Source organism: Neisseria sp. CP9 (assembly GCF_047758525.1).
GTDB lineage: Bacteria > Pseudomonadota > Gammaproteobacteria > Burkholderiales > Neisseriaceae > Neisseria.
Genome location: NZ_CP180502.1, coordinates 1488238 through 1504297 on the forward strand (window position 1 = coordinate 1488238; position 16060 = coordinate 1504297).

At 46.7% G+C, this 16060-nt stretch carries 12 protein-coding genes, 3 tRNA genes and 1 rRNA gene; 14 read left to right on the forward strand and 2 right to left on the reverse strand.

Annotation, left to right across the window (positions count from 1 at the left end; all coding sequences use genetic code 11):
• The first annotated feature begins 11 nt into the window (after positions 1–11).
• The 8 genes from ACMYUL_RS07180 to cysS all read left to right on the forward strand — a co-directional run bounded on the left by ACMYUL_RS07180 (position 12) and on the right by cysS (position 7055).
• A complete protein-coding gene (locus tag ACMYUL_RS07180) occupies positions 12–1112 on the forward strand; it encodes a response regulator (protein WP_415772904.1) in 1101 nt (366 codons plus the stop codon).
• A gap of 12 nt (positions 1113–1124) precedes the next feature.
• On the forward strand, positions 1125–1661 hold the full coding sequence (locus ACMYUL_RS07185; protein WP_003760398.1) for a GTP-binding protein: 537 nt from the start codon (positions 1125–1127) through the stop codon (positions 1659–1661).
• 1 nt (position 1662) lies between these two features.
• The gene (locus tag ACMYUL_RS07190; protein ID WP_009313121.1) at positions 1663–2316 is read left to right on the forward strand and encodes a hypothetical protein; all 654 of its coding nucleotides are present in this window, start codon (positions 1663–1665) and stop codon (positions 2314–2316) included.
• 30 nt (positions 2317–2346) lie between these two features.
• Positions 2347–2706, forward strand: a complete 360-nt coding sequence (locus ACMYUL_RS07195) for a roadblock/LC7 domain-containing protein (protein ID WP_003760395.1) — start codon at positions 2347–2349, stop codon at positions 2704–2706.
• A gap of 85 nt (positions 2707–2791) precedes the next feature.
• Positions 2792–2867: transfer RNA gene (locus ACMYUL_RS07200), tRNA-Asn, on the forward strand.
• Between the two features lie 481 nt (positions 2868–3348).
• Positions 3349–4032: a thiol:disulfide interchange protein DsbA/DsbL gene (locus ACMYUL_RS07205; protein WP_415772844.1), complete on the forward strand. Its 684-nt coding sequence runs from the start codon at positions 3349–3351 to the stop codon at positions 4030–4032.
• Between the two features lie 194 nt (positions 4033–4226).
• A complete protein-coding gene (gene obgE, locus ACMYUL_RS07210) occupies positions 4227–5381 on the forward strand; it encodes a GTPase ObgE (protein WP_415772846.1) in 1155 nt (384 codons plus the stop codon).
• 252 nt (positions 5382–5633) lie between these two features.
• The gene (cysS, locus tag ACMYUL_RS07215; protein WP_415772848.1) at positions 5634–7055 is read left to right on the forward strand and encodes a cysteine--tRNA ligase; all 1422 of its coding nucleotides are present in this window, start codon (positions 5634–5636) and stop codon (positions 7053–7055) included.
• Positions 7056–7136: 81 nt separating this feature from the next.
• On the opposite strand, the gene ACMYUL_RS07220 is transcribed toward cysS, so the two are convergent.
• Positions 7137–7658, reverse strand: coding sequence for an acyltransferase (locus tag ACMYUL_RS07220; RefSeq protein WP_415772906.1), 522 nt, complete (start codon positions 7656–7658; stop codon positions 7137–7139).
• Positions 7659–8110: 452 nt separating this feature from the next.
• Here ACMYUL_RS07220 and rpmE point away from each other — a divergent pair, with 452 nt between their 5' ends.
• Both rpmE and ACMYUL_RS07230 read left to right on the forward strand, forming a co-directional pair.
• On the forward strand, positions 8111–8326 hold the full coding sequence (gene rpmE, locus ACMYUL_RS07225; RefSeq protein WP_016686438.1) for a 50S ribosomal protein L31: 216 nt from the start codon (positions 8111–8113) through the stop codon (positions 8324–8326).
• 403 nt (positions 8327–8729) lie between these two features.
• Positions 8730–11165, forward strand: a complete 2436-nt coding sequence (locus ACMYUL_RS07230; protein WP_415772850.1) for a YadA-like family protein — start codon at positions 8730–8732, stop codon at positions 11163–11165.
• Positions 11166–11355: 190 nt separating this feature from the next.
• On the opposite strand, the gene ffh is transcribed toward ACMYUL_RS07230, so the two are convergent.
• Positions 11356–12726 (reverse strand): signal recognition particle protein, encoded by a 1371-nt coding sequence (gene ffh, locus ACMYUL_RS07235; RefSeq protein WP_009313112.1) that lies wholly within the window; start codon positions 12724–12726, stop codon positions 11356–11358.
• Between the two features lie 116 nt (positions 12727–12842).
• Between ffh and ACMYUL_RS07240 the strand changes: the two genes are divergently transcribed.
• The 4 genes from ACMYUL_RS07240 (at position 12843) to ACMYUL_RS07255 (ending at position 15909) form a co-directional block, all read left to right on the forward strand.
• Positions 12843–13649, forward strand: coding sequence for an inner membrane protein YpjD (locus ACMYUL_RS07240; protein WP_049224579.1), 807 nt, complete (start codon positions 12843–12845; stop codon positions 13647–13649).
• 460 nt (positions 13650–14109) lie between these two features.
• Positions 14110–15650 (forward strand): 16S ribosomal RNA (locus tag ACMYUL_RS07245).
• Positions 15651–15751: 101 nt separating this feature from the next.
• Positions 15752–15828, forward strand: a tRNA-Ile gene (locus ACMYUL_RS07250).
• Between the two features lie 5 nt (positions 15829–15833).
• A tRNA-Ala gene (locus tag ACMYUL_RS07255) sits at positions 15834–15909 on the forward strand.
• The last annotated feature ends 151 nt before the right edge of the window (positions 15910–16060 follow it).

Sequence of the window (16060 nt, forward strand, 5' to 3'; positions counted from 1 at the left end):
AGAGTACCATGATGGATAATCTGTTACCTAAAATCAAAACCATACGGATTATGCTGCGCGATATGAGCGAGCAGCAAGAAGCCGTTTTCCGTATGGCCTTTAAAATGCACAATACGACGAACTATCAGATTCTTGACTCAGATTCAGATGAAATACCAGATTTAGTATTGGTAGATACTGATACTGCTGAGGGCATTGAAACTTGGAAAACGCTCAAAATCAAATATCCTGATATTCCTGTTGCGATGTTTTGTTCGCAAGAGCCATCTGTTACAACGCCGTATTTGGCTAAGCCGGTTAAATTCGATACCTTATTCCCGATTTTGAGAAGTTTGGCGCAGGGCGGGAATATTTTTGATGCTTCGGCTCAAAAGGCGGGAGTACAAGAAGGAACGCAAAACGGTAACGAAAGTAGAAAGGCTACTATTCGTCGCTTTAATCCGAATAAAGGATTACTTGGTGCTTTGAAGTTTGCCAGTCAAGGCCATCAGGATATTGCCGTTTTACATGAGGGCAAACCGGTATTAATTGTTTTCCCAAGTATTCAAAGGGTATTGCTGACAGTCAACGCCCATGAGTTAGAAGGGCTTTGTAAAAATGACAGTTTGTCTGTTGTATGCAAAGTCGTGCCGGATAATCCCCAGTGGAAAGAAAAAGCCAAAGTAACGATTATGTCTTGTTTGTGGCAGATGGCAATTTGGACTGCTCAGGGAAGATTGATTTATCCGATGACTCCCCAAACGATTTTCACTTTAAAGCGTTGGCCTAATTTGACCAGGCTTGCTCCGGTTCCAGAGTCTATGAGGTTATCTGCGTTTTTAACTAAAACATCAGTCAACTTAAATATCCTCTATAAAGTTATGCCTTTGGAAATGCCGGATATCTTGAATTATTTGGCGGCAACTTCTGTAACAGGCTTTTTGGCAACCGATAGCGAATATGCTCCGAATCAAGCTAATCAGCATGCCAATATTTCTGAACATGTTAGTGTTAATAGTGATGTGCCTGATAGTCAGATGGTTAAGGATGCAGAAAAAGTGGCAGGTCCTTCGCAAGAGCAGCCACGCGGTTTGTTACAGCGCTTAATGCGTAAATTATTGGGAAAACGCTAAAAAGGACATGTAATGAAAGAAAATAAAATTATCTTTACCGGTCCGGTTGGAGTAGGTAAAACAACAGCAATTTCTGCGTTATCAGATGAGCCGCCTGTACAGACAGATGCATCTGCATCAGATATGACGCTGGTTCGTAAGGGGTATACCACCGTAGCAATGGATTATGGTGTGATCCATTTGGATGAAGAAGTCAAAGTTCATTTATATGGTACACCGGGGCAAGAACGTTTTAACTTTATGTGGGAAATTCTAAGCCAGGGTAGTATGGGATTGGTATTGCTTTTGGATAATACACGAACAAACCCATTGAAGGATTTGCAATTCTTCTTGGAAGCATTCCGAGAATTATTGAAAACAGCGCCATTAGTAGTAGGCGTTACCAAAATGGATATTCGTTCATTGCCAAGCGTTGATGTATATCAGAAATATTTAGCACAAAATAATTTTAATGTACCGGTTTTTGAGATTGATGCTCGTAGAGAAGATGATGTCAAACAATTGGTTAGCGCAATGTTGTTCTCAATTGATCCGGGTTTAGAGGTATAAAATGGAATCAACACTTTCTTTGCAATCAAATTTATATCCCAGAATTACACCTGCTGGTGCTTATTATGCAGTAACCAGCGATACACCAAGTGCAAGTAGAACATTGCTATATAGCTTATTGCGTGCAAACCCGTCAGAGGTCATTAGTAGCGAAAAAATTCTAGCTTGGGCTGATACCAGTGATATCAATACGGCTTTAAACTTGTTGTACCGTTTGCAACGTTTAGAGTTTTTATATGGTGATGAAAATATTAGTAACGAAGATATTCATTTAACAGATGAGCAGTTACCGGAATTGTTAGAGCAGTTGTCTAATTCAGGTAAAGCTTTGCTGGCTGATGAGAATGGCCTGTATTTCGCCAATGCTAATTTTCATCATGAAGCTGCTGAAGAGTTGGGCCTGTTGGCAAGCGAGGTGGCTAAGATGGAAGATGGTCATCGCCTGCTGATTCGTAACAATTTGCATATCAATAATAGTGCATGGGGGATTTGTGATCCTTCTGGTCAGAGCGAGTTAACATTTTTCCCATTGTACATTGGTGAAACTAAGCTGATTCTAGTTATAGGTGGTATGCCTGACTTAAATAAAGAGGCGTTCGTGACACTGGTTAAAGTGTTGTACCACAGATATGGTAGCCGCCAGCAAACTATATAACTAAAGTTATAATTTGAGAATGGAATAAATATGCAACAATTATTAATCTCTGTGTTGAGTGATTTAAATAATACTTCTCCCGATATTACAGCTTCAGCTGTAATATCGACTGATGGTTTGCCAATTGCTACAATGCTTCCATCACATTTGAATGCGGACAGAGTTGGTGCTATGTCTGCAACATTGTTGGCATTGGGCAATCGTTCAGTGCATGAGCTGGCATGTGGTGAGTTGGATCAAGTGATGGTTAAAGGTAAAACAGGTTATATTCTGTTGAGTCAAGCAGGTGATAATGCAGTATTGGCACTGATGGCGAAGGAAAGCGGTAAGCTGGGTTTGATCTTGCTGGATGCTAAACGTGCTGCTAAACATATTGCAGAAATTTTATAAAACCACATATAAATCATATCATTAATGATAATAGGGGATTAATTCTTGACTTCTTGTTTTTTTAAGATATAATCCCTTTTCTAATTCCCCGATAGCTCAGTCGGTAGAGCGACGGACTGTTAATCCGCAGGTCCCTGGTTCGAGCCCAGGTCGGGGAGCCAAATATCAAAAGCCTGAACATCGAAAATATGTTCAGGCTTTTTTATAAGGTAAATTGTATTGATATTTTCTTTATTCAATTGTTTCGTGGAATTGAATTGTTGTCATAAAAGCGCAAACCTGTTGCATCTTACAAATAGTAGCAATGCATGGACGGATTTTCAGACGACCTTGGATTCGAATTTGAAGTGCAACTTTCCATAACAGAAAAAGGTCAGTATGCGGCAAGTGTTGTACTTCCAATCCGAATCAGACGACCTCCTCAAACCATTCTCAGTTTGATACTTTTGATCAAGATTCTCAGTTTAAAAATACTGAAAGTCAGTATCTGCAGACTGTAAATTTGCACTAAATCTCTGTTTTTCAAAGGTCGTCTGAAACCATCCTTTCTTCATATGAAACCGTCTTTTTCGCATCAAACCATATATCAAACTGTAAAAATACAATAAAATCCCATATTAGACTGAAAATCACGGAGTAAACATGAAACTGAAAACCCTTACCCTCGCTGCCGCCCTACTGGCGCTGACCGCCTGCGACAACAAAGCCCAAACCAGCGTACCTGCAGCCTCAGCAGCCTCCGCTGCGCCTGTCGCTTTAGTTGAGGGGCTTAACTACACCACTCTCAGCACCCCCATTCCTCAGCAACAAGCAGGCAAAGTCGAAGTCCTCGAATTTTTCGGCTACTTCTGTCCGCACTGCGCCCACCTCGAGCCCGTTTTGAGCAAACACGTCAAAACATTCAAAGACGACACCTACCTTCGTACCGAACACGTCGTCTGGGGCGATGAGATGAAACCGTTGGCGCGCCTTGCTGCCGCCGTCGATATGGCGGTCGCAGACACCAAAGACATTGCAAACAGCCATATCTTTGATGCTATGGTTAATCAGAAAGTCAAACTGCAAGACCATGAAACTCTCAAAAAATGGTTGGCCGAGCAAACCGCTTTTGACGGCAAAAAAGTCCTCGCCGCCTACGAATCCCCCGAAAGCCAAACCCGCGCAGACAAAATGGCAGAGCTGACCAATACCTACAAAATCGACGGCACGCCTACCGTCATTGTCGGTGGTAAATACAAAGTCGAATTTGCCGACTGGGAATCAGGTATGAAAACCATAGACCTGCTTGTAGACAGAGTGCGCGAAGAACAAAAAACTGCCAAATAATCCCAAAAAAGCAAACAGCCGTCCGAAACCGCGATTTCAGGACGGCTGTTTTCACAAAAAAACCGGCAAAAAACCAAGAGGGACAGAGAAACGGGCGCACATCCCCCATATCCCTTATAATATCCCCCATTCCCATTTTTTCAGACGACCTCCGCACAAAAGGTCGTCTGAAACCCAAAATACAAGAGAACACCATGAAATTCATCGACGAAGCAAAAATCGAAGTCGCCGCAGGCAAAGGCGGTAATGGCGCAACCAGTTTCCGCCGCGAAAAATTCGTACCGCGCGGCGGCCCCGACGGCGGCGACGGCGGCAAAGGCGGCAGCGTCTGGGCAGAAGCCGACGAAAACACTAACACCCTTGTTGAATACCGCTTCGTCAAACGCTACCAAGCCAAAAACGGCGAAAAAGGCCACGGCTCCGACCGCTACGGCGCAGGGGCGGACGACATCGTCCTCAAAATGCCCGTCGGCACCCTTATCCGCGACCTCGACACCGACGAAATCGTCGCCGATCTCACTTACCACGGTCAGCGTGTCTGCCTCGCCAAAGGCGGCAAAGGCGGCTTGGGCAACATCCACTTCAAATCCTCTGTCAACCGCGCCCCAAAACAATCCACGTCCGGCGAAGAAGGCGAAACCCGTTCCCTGCAACTCGAACTCAAAGTCCTCGCCGATGTCGGCTTATTAGGCATGCCCAATGCCGGTAAATCCACCCTGATTACCGCCGTATCCGCCGCACGTCCCAAAATCGCCAACTATCCCTTCACTACACTGCACCCGAATTTGGGCGTCGTACGCATCGACGAAAACCACAGCTTCGTTATGGCAGACATCCCCGGTCTGATTGAAGGCGCTGCAGAAGGCGCAGGCCTCGGCCATCGCTTCCTCAAACACTTATCGCGCACCGGTCTGTTGCTGCACGTCGTCGATTTAGCCCCCTTCGACGAAACCGTCAACCCCGCCGAAGAAGCCCTTGCCATCATCAACGAATTGCGCAAATACGACGAAGAACTTTACGGCAAACCACGCTGGCTGGTGCTGAACAAACTTGATATGCTTGACGAAGAAGAAGCCCAAACGCGCACGGCCGCCTTCCTCGAAGCCATCGGCTGGGATTACCCCAAACCGGACGACCGCTTCCAATTCGACATGGAAACCCCGCGCCTCTTCCAAATCAGCGCACTGACACACCAAGGTACGCAGGAGTTGGTACACCAAATCAACCAATACCTGACTGAAAAAAAACGCATCGAAGCCGAGAAAGCAGAAGTGGAGCAGGCAGCAGCAAATACCGAGATTGCCGAGCAACAGCCTAAAACCGATACAGGCGTGTTTAAGCCGGAATAAAAAATTTCAGACGACCTTTATTTATTAAAGAGGTCGTCTGAAAAATATGAAATAGAACAAACACAGTAATGGCTTCCCACCATAATCTTGGTAGACAGTAATCATCGTTTTTTAATCATTATTAGAACTAAAAGTTACTGAATATCCACAAACTTGTTTTAGAATCTAAATAAACTTGATTCCATTGGTAGACGTCGTCTAAGCGGTTTTCAGACGACCTCATATACTAACGACACCTTTTAGTGAAAACCCATGACCACCATCTACAACACCCTTACCCGCCAAAAAGAACCCTTCGCCCCCATCGACCCCAAAAACGTGCGTATGTACGTTTGCGGTATGACCGTTTACGACTATTGCCACTTGGGTCATGCCCGCGTGATGGTTGTGTTCGACATGATTGCCCGCTGGCTGCGCGAGTGCGGTTATCCGCTCACTTATGTGCGCAATATCACCGACATCGACGACAAAATCATCGCCCGCGCAGCTGAAAACGGCGAGACCATCGGCGAACTGACTGCGCGTTTCATCCAAGCCATGCACGAAGATGCCGATGCTTTGGACGTATTGCGTCCCGATATCGAGCCGAAGGCGACGGAAAACATCCCGCAAATGATTGCCATGATTGAGACCCTGATTCAAAACGGCAAAGCCTATCCTGCTTCAAACGGCGACGTTTACTACGCCGTGCGCGAGTTTTCGGCTTACGGACAATTATCGGGCAAATCGTTGGACGACCTGCGCGCAGGCGAGCGTGTGGAAGTGGACGGTTTCAAACGCGACCCGCTTGATTTTGTGTTGTGGAAAGCGGCGAAAGCAGGCGAGCCAGCATGGGAAAGCCCGTGGGGAAACGGTCGTCCGGGCTGGCACATCGAATGCTCTGCCATGAGTGAAAACCTGTTCGGCGATACCTTCGACATCCACGGTGGTGGCGCGGATTTGCAGTTCCCGCACCATGAAAACGAAATTGCCCAAAGCGTCGGCGCCAGCGGTCATACCTGCGGCCACGACCACGCGCAAACCCACCACGGGCAAAGCATTGCCAGCCACGTCAAATACTGGCTGCACAACGGCTTCATCCGTGTGGATGGCGAGAAAATGTCCAAATCGCTGGGTAACTTCTTCACCATTCGCGAAGTGTTGAAACAATATGACCCGGAAGTCGTGCGTTTCTTCATCCTGCGTGCCCACTACCGCAGCCCGCTGAACTACTCCGACGCGCATCTGGACGACGCAAAAGGCGCACTGACACGCCTGTACACCACCTTGAAAAACACCCCAGCTGTCGCGTTCGAATTGTCCGAAAACGCCAACGACTACACCCGCCGCTTCTACGCCGCCATGAACGACGATTTCGGTACGGTTGAAGCAGTTGCCGTGTTGTTCGAACTGGCAGGTGAAGTGAACAAAACCAACGACGCGCACCTCGCCGGCTGCCTGAAAACCTTGGGCGGTATCATTGGTTTGTTGCAACGCGATCCGACTGAGTTCCTCCAAGGCGGCGCGGTTTCAGACGGCCTCTCCAATGAAGAAATCGATGATTTAATTGCCCGACGCAAACAGGTGCGCGCGGATAAAAACTGGGCAGAGTCCGACCGCATCCGCGACCTTCTGAACAAACACAAAATCATTCTGGAAGACAACGCCGGCGGTACGACTTGGCGGCGCGGCTAATTTGATTTGATATATAAAGGTCGTCTGAAAACATTTTCAGACGACCTTTATATATTTGGTTGGAAACCGTGATGTGTGTACTTAATCTTCTAACAGGTTCTTCTTGATGACCGCAGGATTCCCAGCGGCGACGCAATACGGCGGTACATCTTTAGTTACCACCGCCCCCGCGCCGATGACCGCTCCTTTGCCTACTCGGACACCGCCCATAATAATCGCGCGCCGTCCGATCCAAACATCATCCTCAATCACAATCGGATTGACCCCCGTGTAGCCCTCATACTTCAAAGTCTCGCGATTAAACTTATGATTATTAGAATAAAACAAACATTCCGGCCCCATCATGACATTATTGCCTATCGTCAAGCCGTAGCAAATTTCGCAATTAACGCCGATGCCCGAGTTATCGCCGATCACCGTATCCGGCATGACGTACGCGCCTTTGTCAATATTGACGTTTCTGCCGATATGCGAAGAAATTCCCGATGCAAGGAAAGCTCTGATTTTTTTAGAAGGCGGTCCTATAACCCTCATATAAGACTGGGGCAACATTCCGCCCAGTCCGCGTAGCAGCCAAGAACAGGTTTTTGTTTTAAAACTCATCATCCAACTTTCCATTTTAAGGGCAGGTTTGCATGAGACCCGACCTGTAAGATGAAGTTTATGAAAAATGGTAAATTTCGGTATGTTTATAATCTAAACAACAATAACAAAAAGTATAATGTCATTTGTGGATTATTCGCTAGAATGGTAGAAGCTTGGCGAGTACAAGGTCACTGCTTCAAGACAATCCACCATCTTAAATCTGCAGCTTAATAGTTGGAGGCGTTAAAAGAAACCTTATTTACAACAAATATTGCTCAGACGGATACCTGCTGACCATAACGTTTTCTCAGCAAATTCGCATATCGTGCCGATAAATAACGATTTTTCCAGAACCGTATCCGGCGTAGAGGTAATATCTTCTTGACAAACAAACAAAAATTATCAATAATCGCCAGCTTGTTTGAAGCATAGGTACATCCCCTATGCCCGCTTAATCGAAAGGAAACAACATGAAACAAGACATCCATCCTAATTACCACGAAATCAATGTTACCTGCTCTTGCGGTAACAAATTCGTCACCAAATCCGCTCTGGAAAAAGACAGCTTCAACATCGAGGTTTGCTCTTTGTGCCATCCGTTCTACACCGGTACTCAAAAAATCGTCGACACTACCGGTCGCGTGGATAAATTCAACAACAAATTCGGCAACCTGTTCAAACGCTAATCGCCGCTTTGTGACAAAAAGGACTGCTATACGCAGTCTTTTTTGTTTTCATGCCCTAAAAACAGTCAATTTGTAACCCAATGACATACTGCGTAGCGTAACAAACAACGGTTTATACGCCGATATGTTGCCATCATCAAAAATGGGTAAAATGATTTATCTAAATTATTTGCTGAGTATTTGCCCGTCTTATGCAGATGATGTATTTGTGCAACATATTTTCACAATATGCAAAAAAGTTATGCAAAATACTTGCATTTAAATTTCATTTTTTTACAATTGCAGGTGCAACTTTCTTCAAGTGACTATCACCGTTAAGACCATGCGGTGTCACTTTTTCAGTTTACGGGGAAAAGAGAAGCTTGAATAACGTCCTTACACCCACCACAAAAAGGTAAAAAACATGAAAAAATTTAACGTAAAAGCATTGAGTCTGGCTGTTGCGGCAGCTGTAGTGAGCAGCGCTGCGGGCGCGGCTGAAAGAGATTTGGGTTCAATTCCCGAAAAAGCACAAAATGCTATGGCATTTCAGACCGTTTTTGGTGAAAACACCAAATTCGATGAAGATACTGGGAAATTCACTTTTGACAAGGATAGCTCAGCCCTGTTGTTGAAAACTATGGAGCTGGAGCAGGCAGTTAATGGCTTTGCTGCTGGCAGCAACTTCGTCGCTACTAATGAAGATGGCAGTAAAACCGTCCGTGAAGCCACTAATGCAGATATCGAAGCCGACAGCATGAAAGGTGTGGGTTTGGCAGGCGGTATTACCGCTGTCAACACACGAGTGGATAATTTAGCTAAAGACATAGATGAAGCTTTGGATGAGCAGGACCAAACTGTAGAGCAACTGAAAGCCGCTATTACCAGCAATAATGAGCAGATTGCCAAAGTCTCTGAAGATATGGCAGGAATGGGCAAAGAAATTTCCACCAAGTTTGACGAAGTGGACAGTGAAATCTCCAAAGCCTCAGACGAGCTTTCTGGAGCCATTGAAAAAGTAAGCGAAGACGTAACCGCAGTAAACACCCGTGTGGACAGCCTGACGCAAGACACATCAGATGCCAAAGCCGCTGCCAAAGCCGCCGAAGACAAAGTAACCGAACTTTCTGCCAACGTTGACAGCAAAGTAAAAGAAGCCAAAGATGCCGCCGATAAAGCCGTAGATGCAGCTTCTAAGATTGACGCAGTTACCGAAAAAGCTGACAAAGCAAGCAAAGGCGTAGAAGACTTGGCTAAAGAGTTAGAGGCTACACAAAAAGCTGCTGCGCAAGCCGCATTGGCAACAATTGAGAATGCCCAAGAGCTCAACGGTTTCAAGGAAGGCGATCAAATTGTTGTAACTAAAGACGACGGTTCAAAAGTCATCCGTACTGCCACAAAAGAAGATGTTGAAAATGATGATTTAGATGGATTGGGCTTAAAAGAAGTTGTGGCACAACACGACGCCAGCCTGTACGATCTGACTGAAACCGTCAACGACAACAGCGAAGCATTGGTAAAAACCGCTGAAGTTGTTAATGCCATCAGCGCAGATGTGACTGCCAACAAAGAGGCCATCAAAACCAAAGCTGACAAAGCAGATGTAGAAGCAGCCCAAAAAGCTGCTGCACAAGCCGCATTGGCAACAATTGAGAATGCCCAAGAGCTCAACGGTTTCAAAGAAGGCGATCAAATTGTTGTAACTAAAGACGACGGTTCAAAAGCCATCCGTACCGCTACAAAAGAAGATGTTGAAAATGATGATTTAGATGGATTGGGCTTGAAAGAAGTTGTGGCACAACACGACGCCAGCCTGTACGATCTGACTGACACCGTCAACGAAAACAGCGAAGCATTGGTGAAAACTGCAGAAGTCGTTAATGCCATCAGCGCAGATGTAAATGCCAATAAAGCAGCATTGGAAGAGCAAAAAGAAGCTAACGAAGGCTTCAACAATGCGATCGCCAGCTTGGATAAAGACATCGGTGATCTTGCCTCGGCAGGTAAAGCTGCGATGGAAGCTTTAGAAGTTAACCGCCAAGATATTGATGCCAACAAAGCAGCCATTGAAACTAAAGCCGATAAAGCTGACTTCGAAGAATTGGCAAAATACACTGCCGACATGGGCAAAAAAGTTAACGACATCGGTGATGAAGTAACTGCCCTGAGCGACGCAACTAGCGCGGCTATCACTCGCCAAGATAAAGACATCGTTGACTTGGCGAAGGGCTTGCAGCTTGCGGCAGAAGCTGTAGAAGACAATCGTAAAGATATTGATGCCAATAAAGCTGATATCGAGATTGCTAAAAAAGCAGCTGTTGAAGCTGAAAAATCAGCTAAGTCTGTACAAGGTTCTGTTGAAGTTGCCCAAAAATCTGCTGAAACTGCTGAAAGCCATGCCAAAGCTGCAAAAACATCCGCTGATGCTGCCAATAATGTAGCAAGTGCGGCGCAAACTGCTGCTGCTCAAGCCCAAGATGCAGTTAAAGCTAATGCCTCACAAGTTGCCGCTAACAAAGCCGATATTGCTACGCTGCAAACAGCAAGCAACCAACACGCTGCAGGCATTGCTAAAAACTCCGCGCGTATCGACAGCTTGGATAAAAACGTAGCTAATCTGCGCAAAGAGACCCGCCAAGGTCTTGCTGCACAAGCAGCCCTCAGCGGTCTGTTCCAACCTTACAGCGTTGGTAAGTTTAATGTTACCGCTGCTTTGGGTGGTTTCAAATCTGACACCGCAGTTGCAGTGGGTGCAGGCTACCGCTTCAATGAAAACTTTGCGGCTAAAGCCGGTCTTGCAGTGGGCACCTCTTCAGGCAGCTCCGCATCTTACAACGTAGGCGTGAACTACGAATGGTAATACCGGTTTAGTGTTAAATAGGTATCAAACCCGCAGCTATGCTGCGGGTTTTTTGTTTTGTCTGGCGGGTTTGCTCAAGCGTACATGAATCTCGAAGAAAAGGCTTAACTCCTGATGCCTATACATAAAGAGAGGTCGTCTGAAAACCCAATTTCAGTTTTCAGACGACCTCTCTTATATTTCCTGCCGATTACATTCCGGGGAACATTCCTTTCATACCCTTCATGCCTTTTGCCATACGCATCAGTTTGCCCAGTCCTTTTCCGCTAAACATTTTCATGACTTGTTGCGATTGTTCAAACTGTTTGAGCATTTTGTTGACTTCCTCTACGCTGGTGCCGGCGCCTGCGGCAATGCGGCGTTTGCGGCTGGCTTTGAGCAGGGCTGGATTAGCGCGTTCTTTGGGCGTCATGGAGTTGATGATGGCTTCGACTTTACCCATGGCCTTTTCTGCCGTACCTTCGGGAATTTGTTTGGAAATCTGACCCAGTTCGCCCGGCATTTTTGACATCAGGCTTTCCAGCCCGCCCATATTGCGCATTTGCTGGATTTGTTCTTTAAAATCATTGAGGTCGAAGCCTTTGCCTTTTTGCAGCTTTTTCGCCATTTTGGCGGCAGCTTCTTCGTCTATGCCTTTTTGGACATCTTCAATCAGGCTTAATACGTCGCCCATACCGAGGATACGGCTGGCGATGCGGTCTGGGTAGAAGGGTTCGAGTCCTGTGATTTTTTCACCGATACCGATAAATTTGATGGGTTTTCCGGTGACGTGGCGCACAGACAATGCCGCGCCGCCGCGTGAATCGCCGTCCATTTTGGTCAGGATGACGCCGGTCAGCGGCAAGGCTTCGTTAAATGCTTGTGCGGTGTTTACAGCGTCTTGACCCAACATGGCATCAACGACGAATAAGGTTTCTACAGGATTGACGGCTGCGTGCAGCGCTTTGATTTCATTCATCATCTCTTCGTCAATCGCCAAGCGTCCGGCGGTATCGACCATCAAGACGTCGTAAAAGTGTTTTTTTGCATAATCAATCGCAGCAGTGGCAATTTCGACAGGTTTCTGATTGGAGTCGGAAGGAAAGAAGTCAATGCCGACTTGCTCAGCCAAAAGGCGCAACTGTTCGATGGCGGCAGGGCGGTACACGTCGGCTGAAACGACCAAGACTTTTTTCTTCTGTTCGTTTTTCAGCAGGCGGGCGAGTTTGCCGACGGTGGTGGTTTTACCCGCACCTTGCAGACCCGCCATTAAAACGACAGCAGGCGGTACGGCCGCCAAGTCCAAAGAGGAATTTTCCTTACCCATCAATTCGATCAGGGCTTGGTTGACGACACCGATAAAGGCTTGGTCGGGAGTCAGGCTGCCGGCAACTTCCTGTCCGAGGGCTTTTTCTTTGACGTTGTTGACAAATTCTTTTACAACGGGCAGGGCTACGTCCGCTTCGAGCAGGGCAAGGCGGACTTCCCGCAGCGCCTCTTTGATGTTGTCTTCTGTCAGTTTTGCTTGACCGCGGATATTTTTGAAAACTTTACTAAAGCGGTTGGTTAAGTTGTCTAACATGCTTGTCCTTGGTAATGATAATAGCTGCCCTGTTTGGGGCATTCTTTGCTAAAATAAAATTGAGATTATTTTACACTATCGCGTGCGGTTATGTATGCGTGCCAAGAAAGTTTGTTATGCCGACTATCCTGATTTGCCTGATACTGGTGTATGCCGGATTGGGTATATTCGTTTGGTTCAACCACAAGACCCGAGAGATTAAAGATTATCCTCTAAAAGCCGAGTTGGCTGTTTTGGGTGCTGCGCTGACCATGCACGGTGCTGTATTGCTTATGCCTGTCATTCAAGACAAGATTTTGATTATGGGCTTTGGGTATTCCATCAGTTTGATCGTATGGTTGATGCTGCTGGTGTATTTCGTTGGTAGTTTTTTCTATCGTCTGCGCGGATTGCAGCTACTTTTATATCCGTGTGCAGCGTTTACCTTATTATTGGGCGCGCTGTTTCCAGGAAAATATGTCGGTTACCAAATCAATGATTTGCCGTTTATGTCGCACATTGGTACATCGCTGCTGGCATACGGTTTATTCGGCATTGTGACCTTGTTTGCCGTTTTGATTTTGCTGCTCAACCGTAACCTGCATAGGCGACGTGTTTCCAGTTTGTCCGGTTTTCTGCCGTCTTTACTGAGTTTGGAAAAGCTCATGTTCCAGGGGATGTGGGTAGGTTTTATTTTATTGACCTATTCGGTTGTCAGCGGGACATTTTTTGCAGAGGCTGTATTCGGTAAACCCGTTACATTTACCCATAAAACCGTATTCGGCATTCTCTCATGGATAATTTACGGTGCGTTGCTGCTTAAGCACAGTATGACGGCATGGCGGGGTAAAAAAGCAGCCGTTTGGACAATCATCGGGTTTGTCAGCCTAATGTTCGCTTATGTAGGAAGCAAGTTTGTATTGGAAATCTTGCTGCAGCGTTAAGGTGAGAGTTATTCGGGTAATAGTGTATTTGGATTAATAAAGGTCGTCTGGAAGGGATTTCAGACGACCTTTGCTGTTGATTGAGTTTGGTTTGAGAATATTTTGAAATAAAAGTCTTTGTATTTCAGGTTGTTGTTAGGTTTTGTGGAATTTTTTGTTATTTGGGAGTTGACGGGTTTTGAGGGGAGGGGTATAGTTCGGTTCTTCGCTGCTTCGGCGGTGGTTGAACGAACTGGTAAGTATATCACAGTTGGTCTGATTTTTCGAGGTTTTAAGAAAAGTTTTGATTGACAATGATTTGAAATGCTTTATAATTCGTTTTCGCTCTTTAACAAAACAGATTACCGATAAGTGTGAGTGCGACAGCCTCACACTGTTTGAAAGACAGACAAGATGATGTTTTAGACATTGTCCTGTCGGTTTCTTTGAAGCAGACCAGAAGTTAAAAAAGTTAGAGATTGAACATAAGAGTTTGATCCTGGCTCAGATTGAACGCTGGCGGCATGCTTTACACATGCAAGTCGGACGGCAGCACAGAGAAGCTTGCTTCTTGGGTGGCGAGTGGCGAACGGGTGAGTAATATATCGGAACGTACCGAGCAGTGGGGGATAACTAATCGAAAGATTAGCTAATACCGCATATTTTCTGAGGAAGAAAGCAGGGGACCATTTGGCCTTGCGCTGTTTGAGCGGCCGATATCTGATTAGCTAGTTGGTGGGGTAAAGGCCTACCAAGGCGACGATCAGTAGCGGGTCTGAGAGGATGATCCGCCACACTGGGACTGAGACACGGCCCAGACTCCTACGGGAGGCAGCAGTGGGGAATTTTGGACAATGGGCGCAAGCCTGATCCAGCCATGCCGCGTGTCTGAAGAAGGCCTTCGGGTTGTAAAGGACTTTTGTCAGGGAAGAAAAGGGCGGGGTTAATACCCCTGTCTGATGACGGTACCTGAAGAATAAGCACCGGCTAACTACGTGCCAGCAGCCGCGGTAATACGTAGGGTGCGAGCGTTAATCGGAATTACTGGGCGTAAAGCGGGCGCAGACGGTTACTTAAGCAGGATGTGAAATCCCCGGGCTCAACCTGGGAACTGCGTTCTGAACTGGGTGACTAGAGTGTGTCAGAGGGAGGTAGAATTCCACGTGTAGCAGTGAAATGCGTAGAGATGTGGAGGAATACCGATGGCGAAGGCAGCCTCCTGGGATAACACTGACGTTCATGCCCGAAAGCGTGGGTAGCAAACAGGATTAGATACCCTGGTAGTCCACGCCCTAAACGATGTCGATTAGCTGTTGGGCAGCTTGACTGCTTAGTAGCGAAGCTAACGCGTGAAATCGACCGCCTGGGGAGTACGGTCGCAAGATTAAAACTCAAAGGAATTGACGGGGACCCGCACAAGCGGTGGATGATGTGGATTAATTCGATGCAACGCGAAGAACCTTACCTGGTCTTGACATGTACGGAACCCTCCAGAGACGGAGGGGTGCCTTCGGGAGCCGTAACACAGGTGCTGCATGGCTGTCGTCAGCTCGTGTCGTGAGATGTTGGGTTAAGTCCCGCAACGAGCGCAACCCTTGTCATTAGTTGCCATCATTAAGTTGGGCACTCTAATGAGACTGCCGGTGACAAGCCGGAGGAAGGTGGGGATGACGTCAAGTCCTCATGGCCCTTATGACCAGGGCTTCACACGTCATACAATGGTCGGTACAGAGGGTAGCCAAGCCGCGAGGTGGAGCCAATCTCACAAAACCGATCGTAGTCCGGATTGCACTCTGCAACTCGAGTGCATGAAGTCGGAATCGCTAGTAATCGCAGGTCAGCATACTGCGGTGAATACGTTCCCGGGTCTTGTACACACCGCCCGTCACACCATGGGAGTGGGGGATACCAGAAGTAGGTAGGGTAACCGCAAGGAGCCCGCTTACCACGGTATGCTTCATGACTGGGGTGAAGTCGTAACAAGGTAGCCGTAGGGGAACCTGCGGCTGGATCACCTCCTTTCTAGAGAAAGAAGAGGCTGTCGTATTCACACTTATCGGTAAACTGTAGAAGATGCGGAAAAATGCTTGAGTGAAGACAAGATTCGCTTAAGAAGAGAATCCGGGTTTGTAGCTCAGCTGGTTAGAGCACACGCTTGATAAGCGTGGGGTCGGAGGTTCAAGTCCTCCCAGACCCACCAAGAACGGGGGCATAGCTCAGTTGGTAGAGCACCTGCTTTGCAAGCAGGGGGTCATCGGTTCGATCCCGTTTGCCTCCACCAATACTTTCCAAATCAAAGCGAGTTAAAAAGGCAGTGTAACTGCTTTCTTTTTTTCTAAAGAGAAGTCTGATTGTGAATCAGTTTGACGGAAAAAGAAAGGCTGCTATAATAATCAGCTCATTTTGATTTGCGAAGTAAATAGCAATATTGA

Bases quoted from the DNA above. Each gene is read 5' to 3' on its own strand.
- ACMYUL_RS07180 (WP_415772904.1), top strand. From the start codon at position 12: ATGGATAATCTGTTACCTAAAATCAAAACCATACGGATTATGCTGCGC.
- ACMYUL_RS07185 (WP_003760398.1), top strand. From the start codon at position 1,125: ATGAAAGAAAATAAAATTATCTTTACCGGTCCGGTTGGAGTAGGTAAA.
- ACMYUL_RS07190 (WP_009313121.1), top strand. From the start codon at position 1,663: ATGGAATCAACACTTTCTTTGCAATCAAATTTATATCCCAGAATTACA.
- ACMYUL_RS07195 (WP_003760395.1), top strand. From the start codon at position 2,347: ATGCAACAATTATTAATCTCTGTGTTGAGTGATTTAAATAATACTTCT.
- ACMYUL_RS07205 (WP_415772844.1), top strand. From the start codon at position 3,349: ATGAAACTGAAAACCCTTACCCTCGCTGCCGCCCTACTGGCGCTGACC.
- obgE (WP_415772846.1), top strand. From the start codon at position 4,227: ATGAAATTCATCGACGAAGCAAAAATCGAAGTCGCCGCAGGCAAAGGC.
- cysS (WP_415772848.1), top strand. From the start codon at position 5,634: ATGACCACCATCTACAACACCCTTACCCGCCAAAAAGAACCCTTCGCC.
- ACMYUL_RS07220 (WP_415772906.1), bottom strand. From the start codon at position 7,658: ATGAGTTTTAAAACAAAAACCTGTTCTTGGCTGCTACGCGGACTGGGC.
- rpmE (WP_016686438.1), top strand. From the start codon at position 8,111: ATGAAACAAGACATCCATCCTAATTACCACGAAATCAATGTTACCTGC.
- ACMYUL_RS07230 (WP_415772850.1), top strand. From the start codon at position 8,730: ATGAAAAAATTTAACGTAAAAGCATTGAGTCTGGCTGTTGCGGCAGCT.
- ffh (WP_009313112.1), bottom strand. From the start codon at position 12,726: ATGTTAGACAACTTAACCAACCGCTTTAGTAAAGTTTTCAAAAATATC.
- ACMYUL_RS07240 (WP_049224579.1), top strand. From the start codon at position 12,843: ATGCCGACTATCCTGATTTGCCTGATACTGGTGTATGCCGGATTGGGT.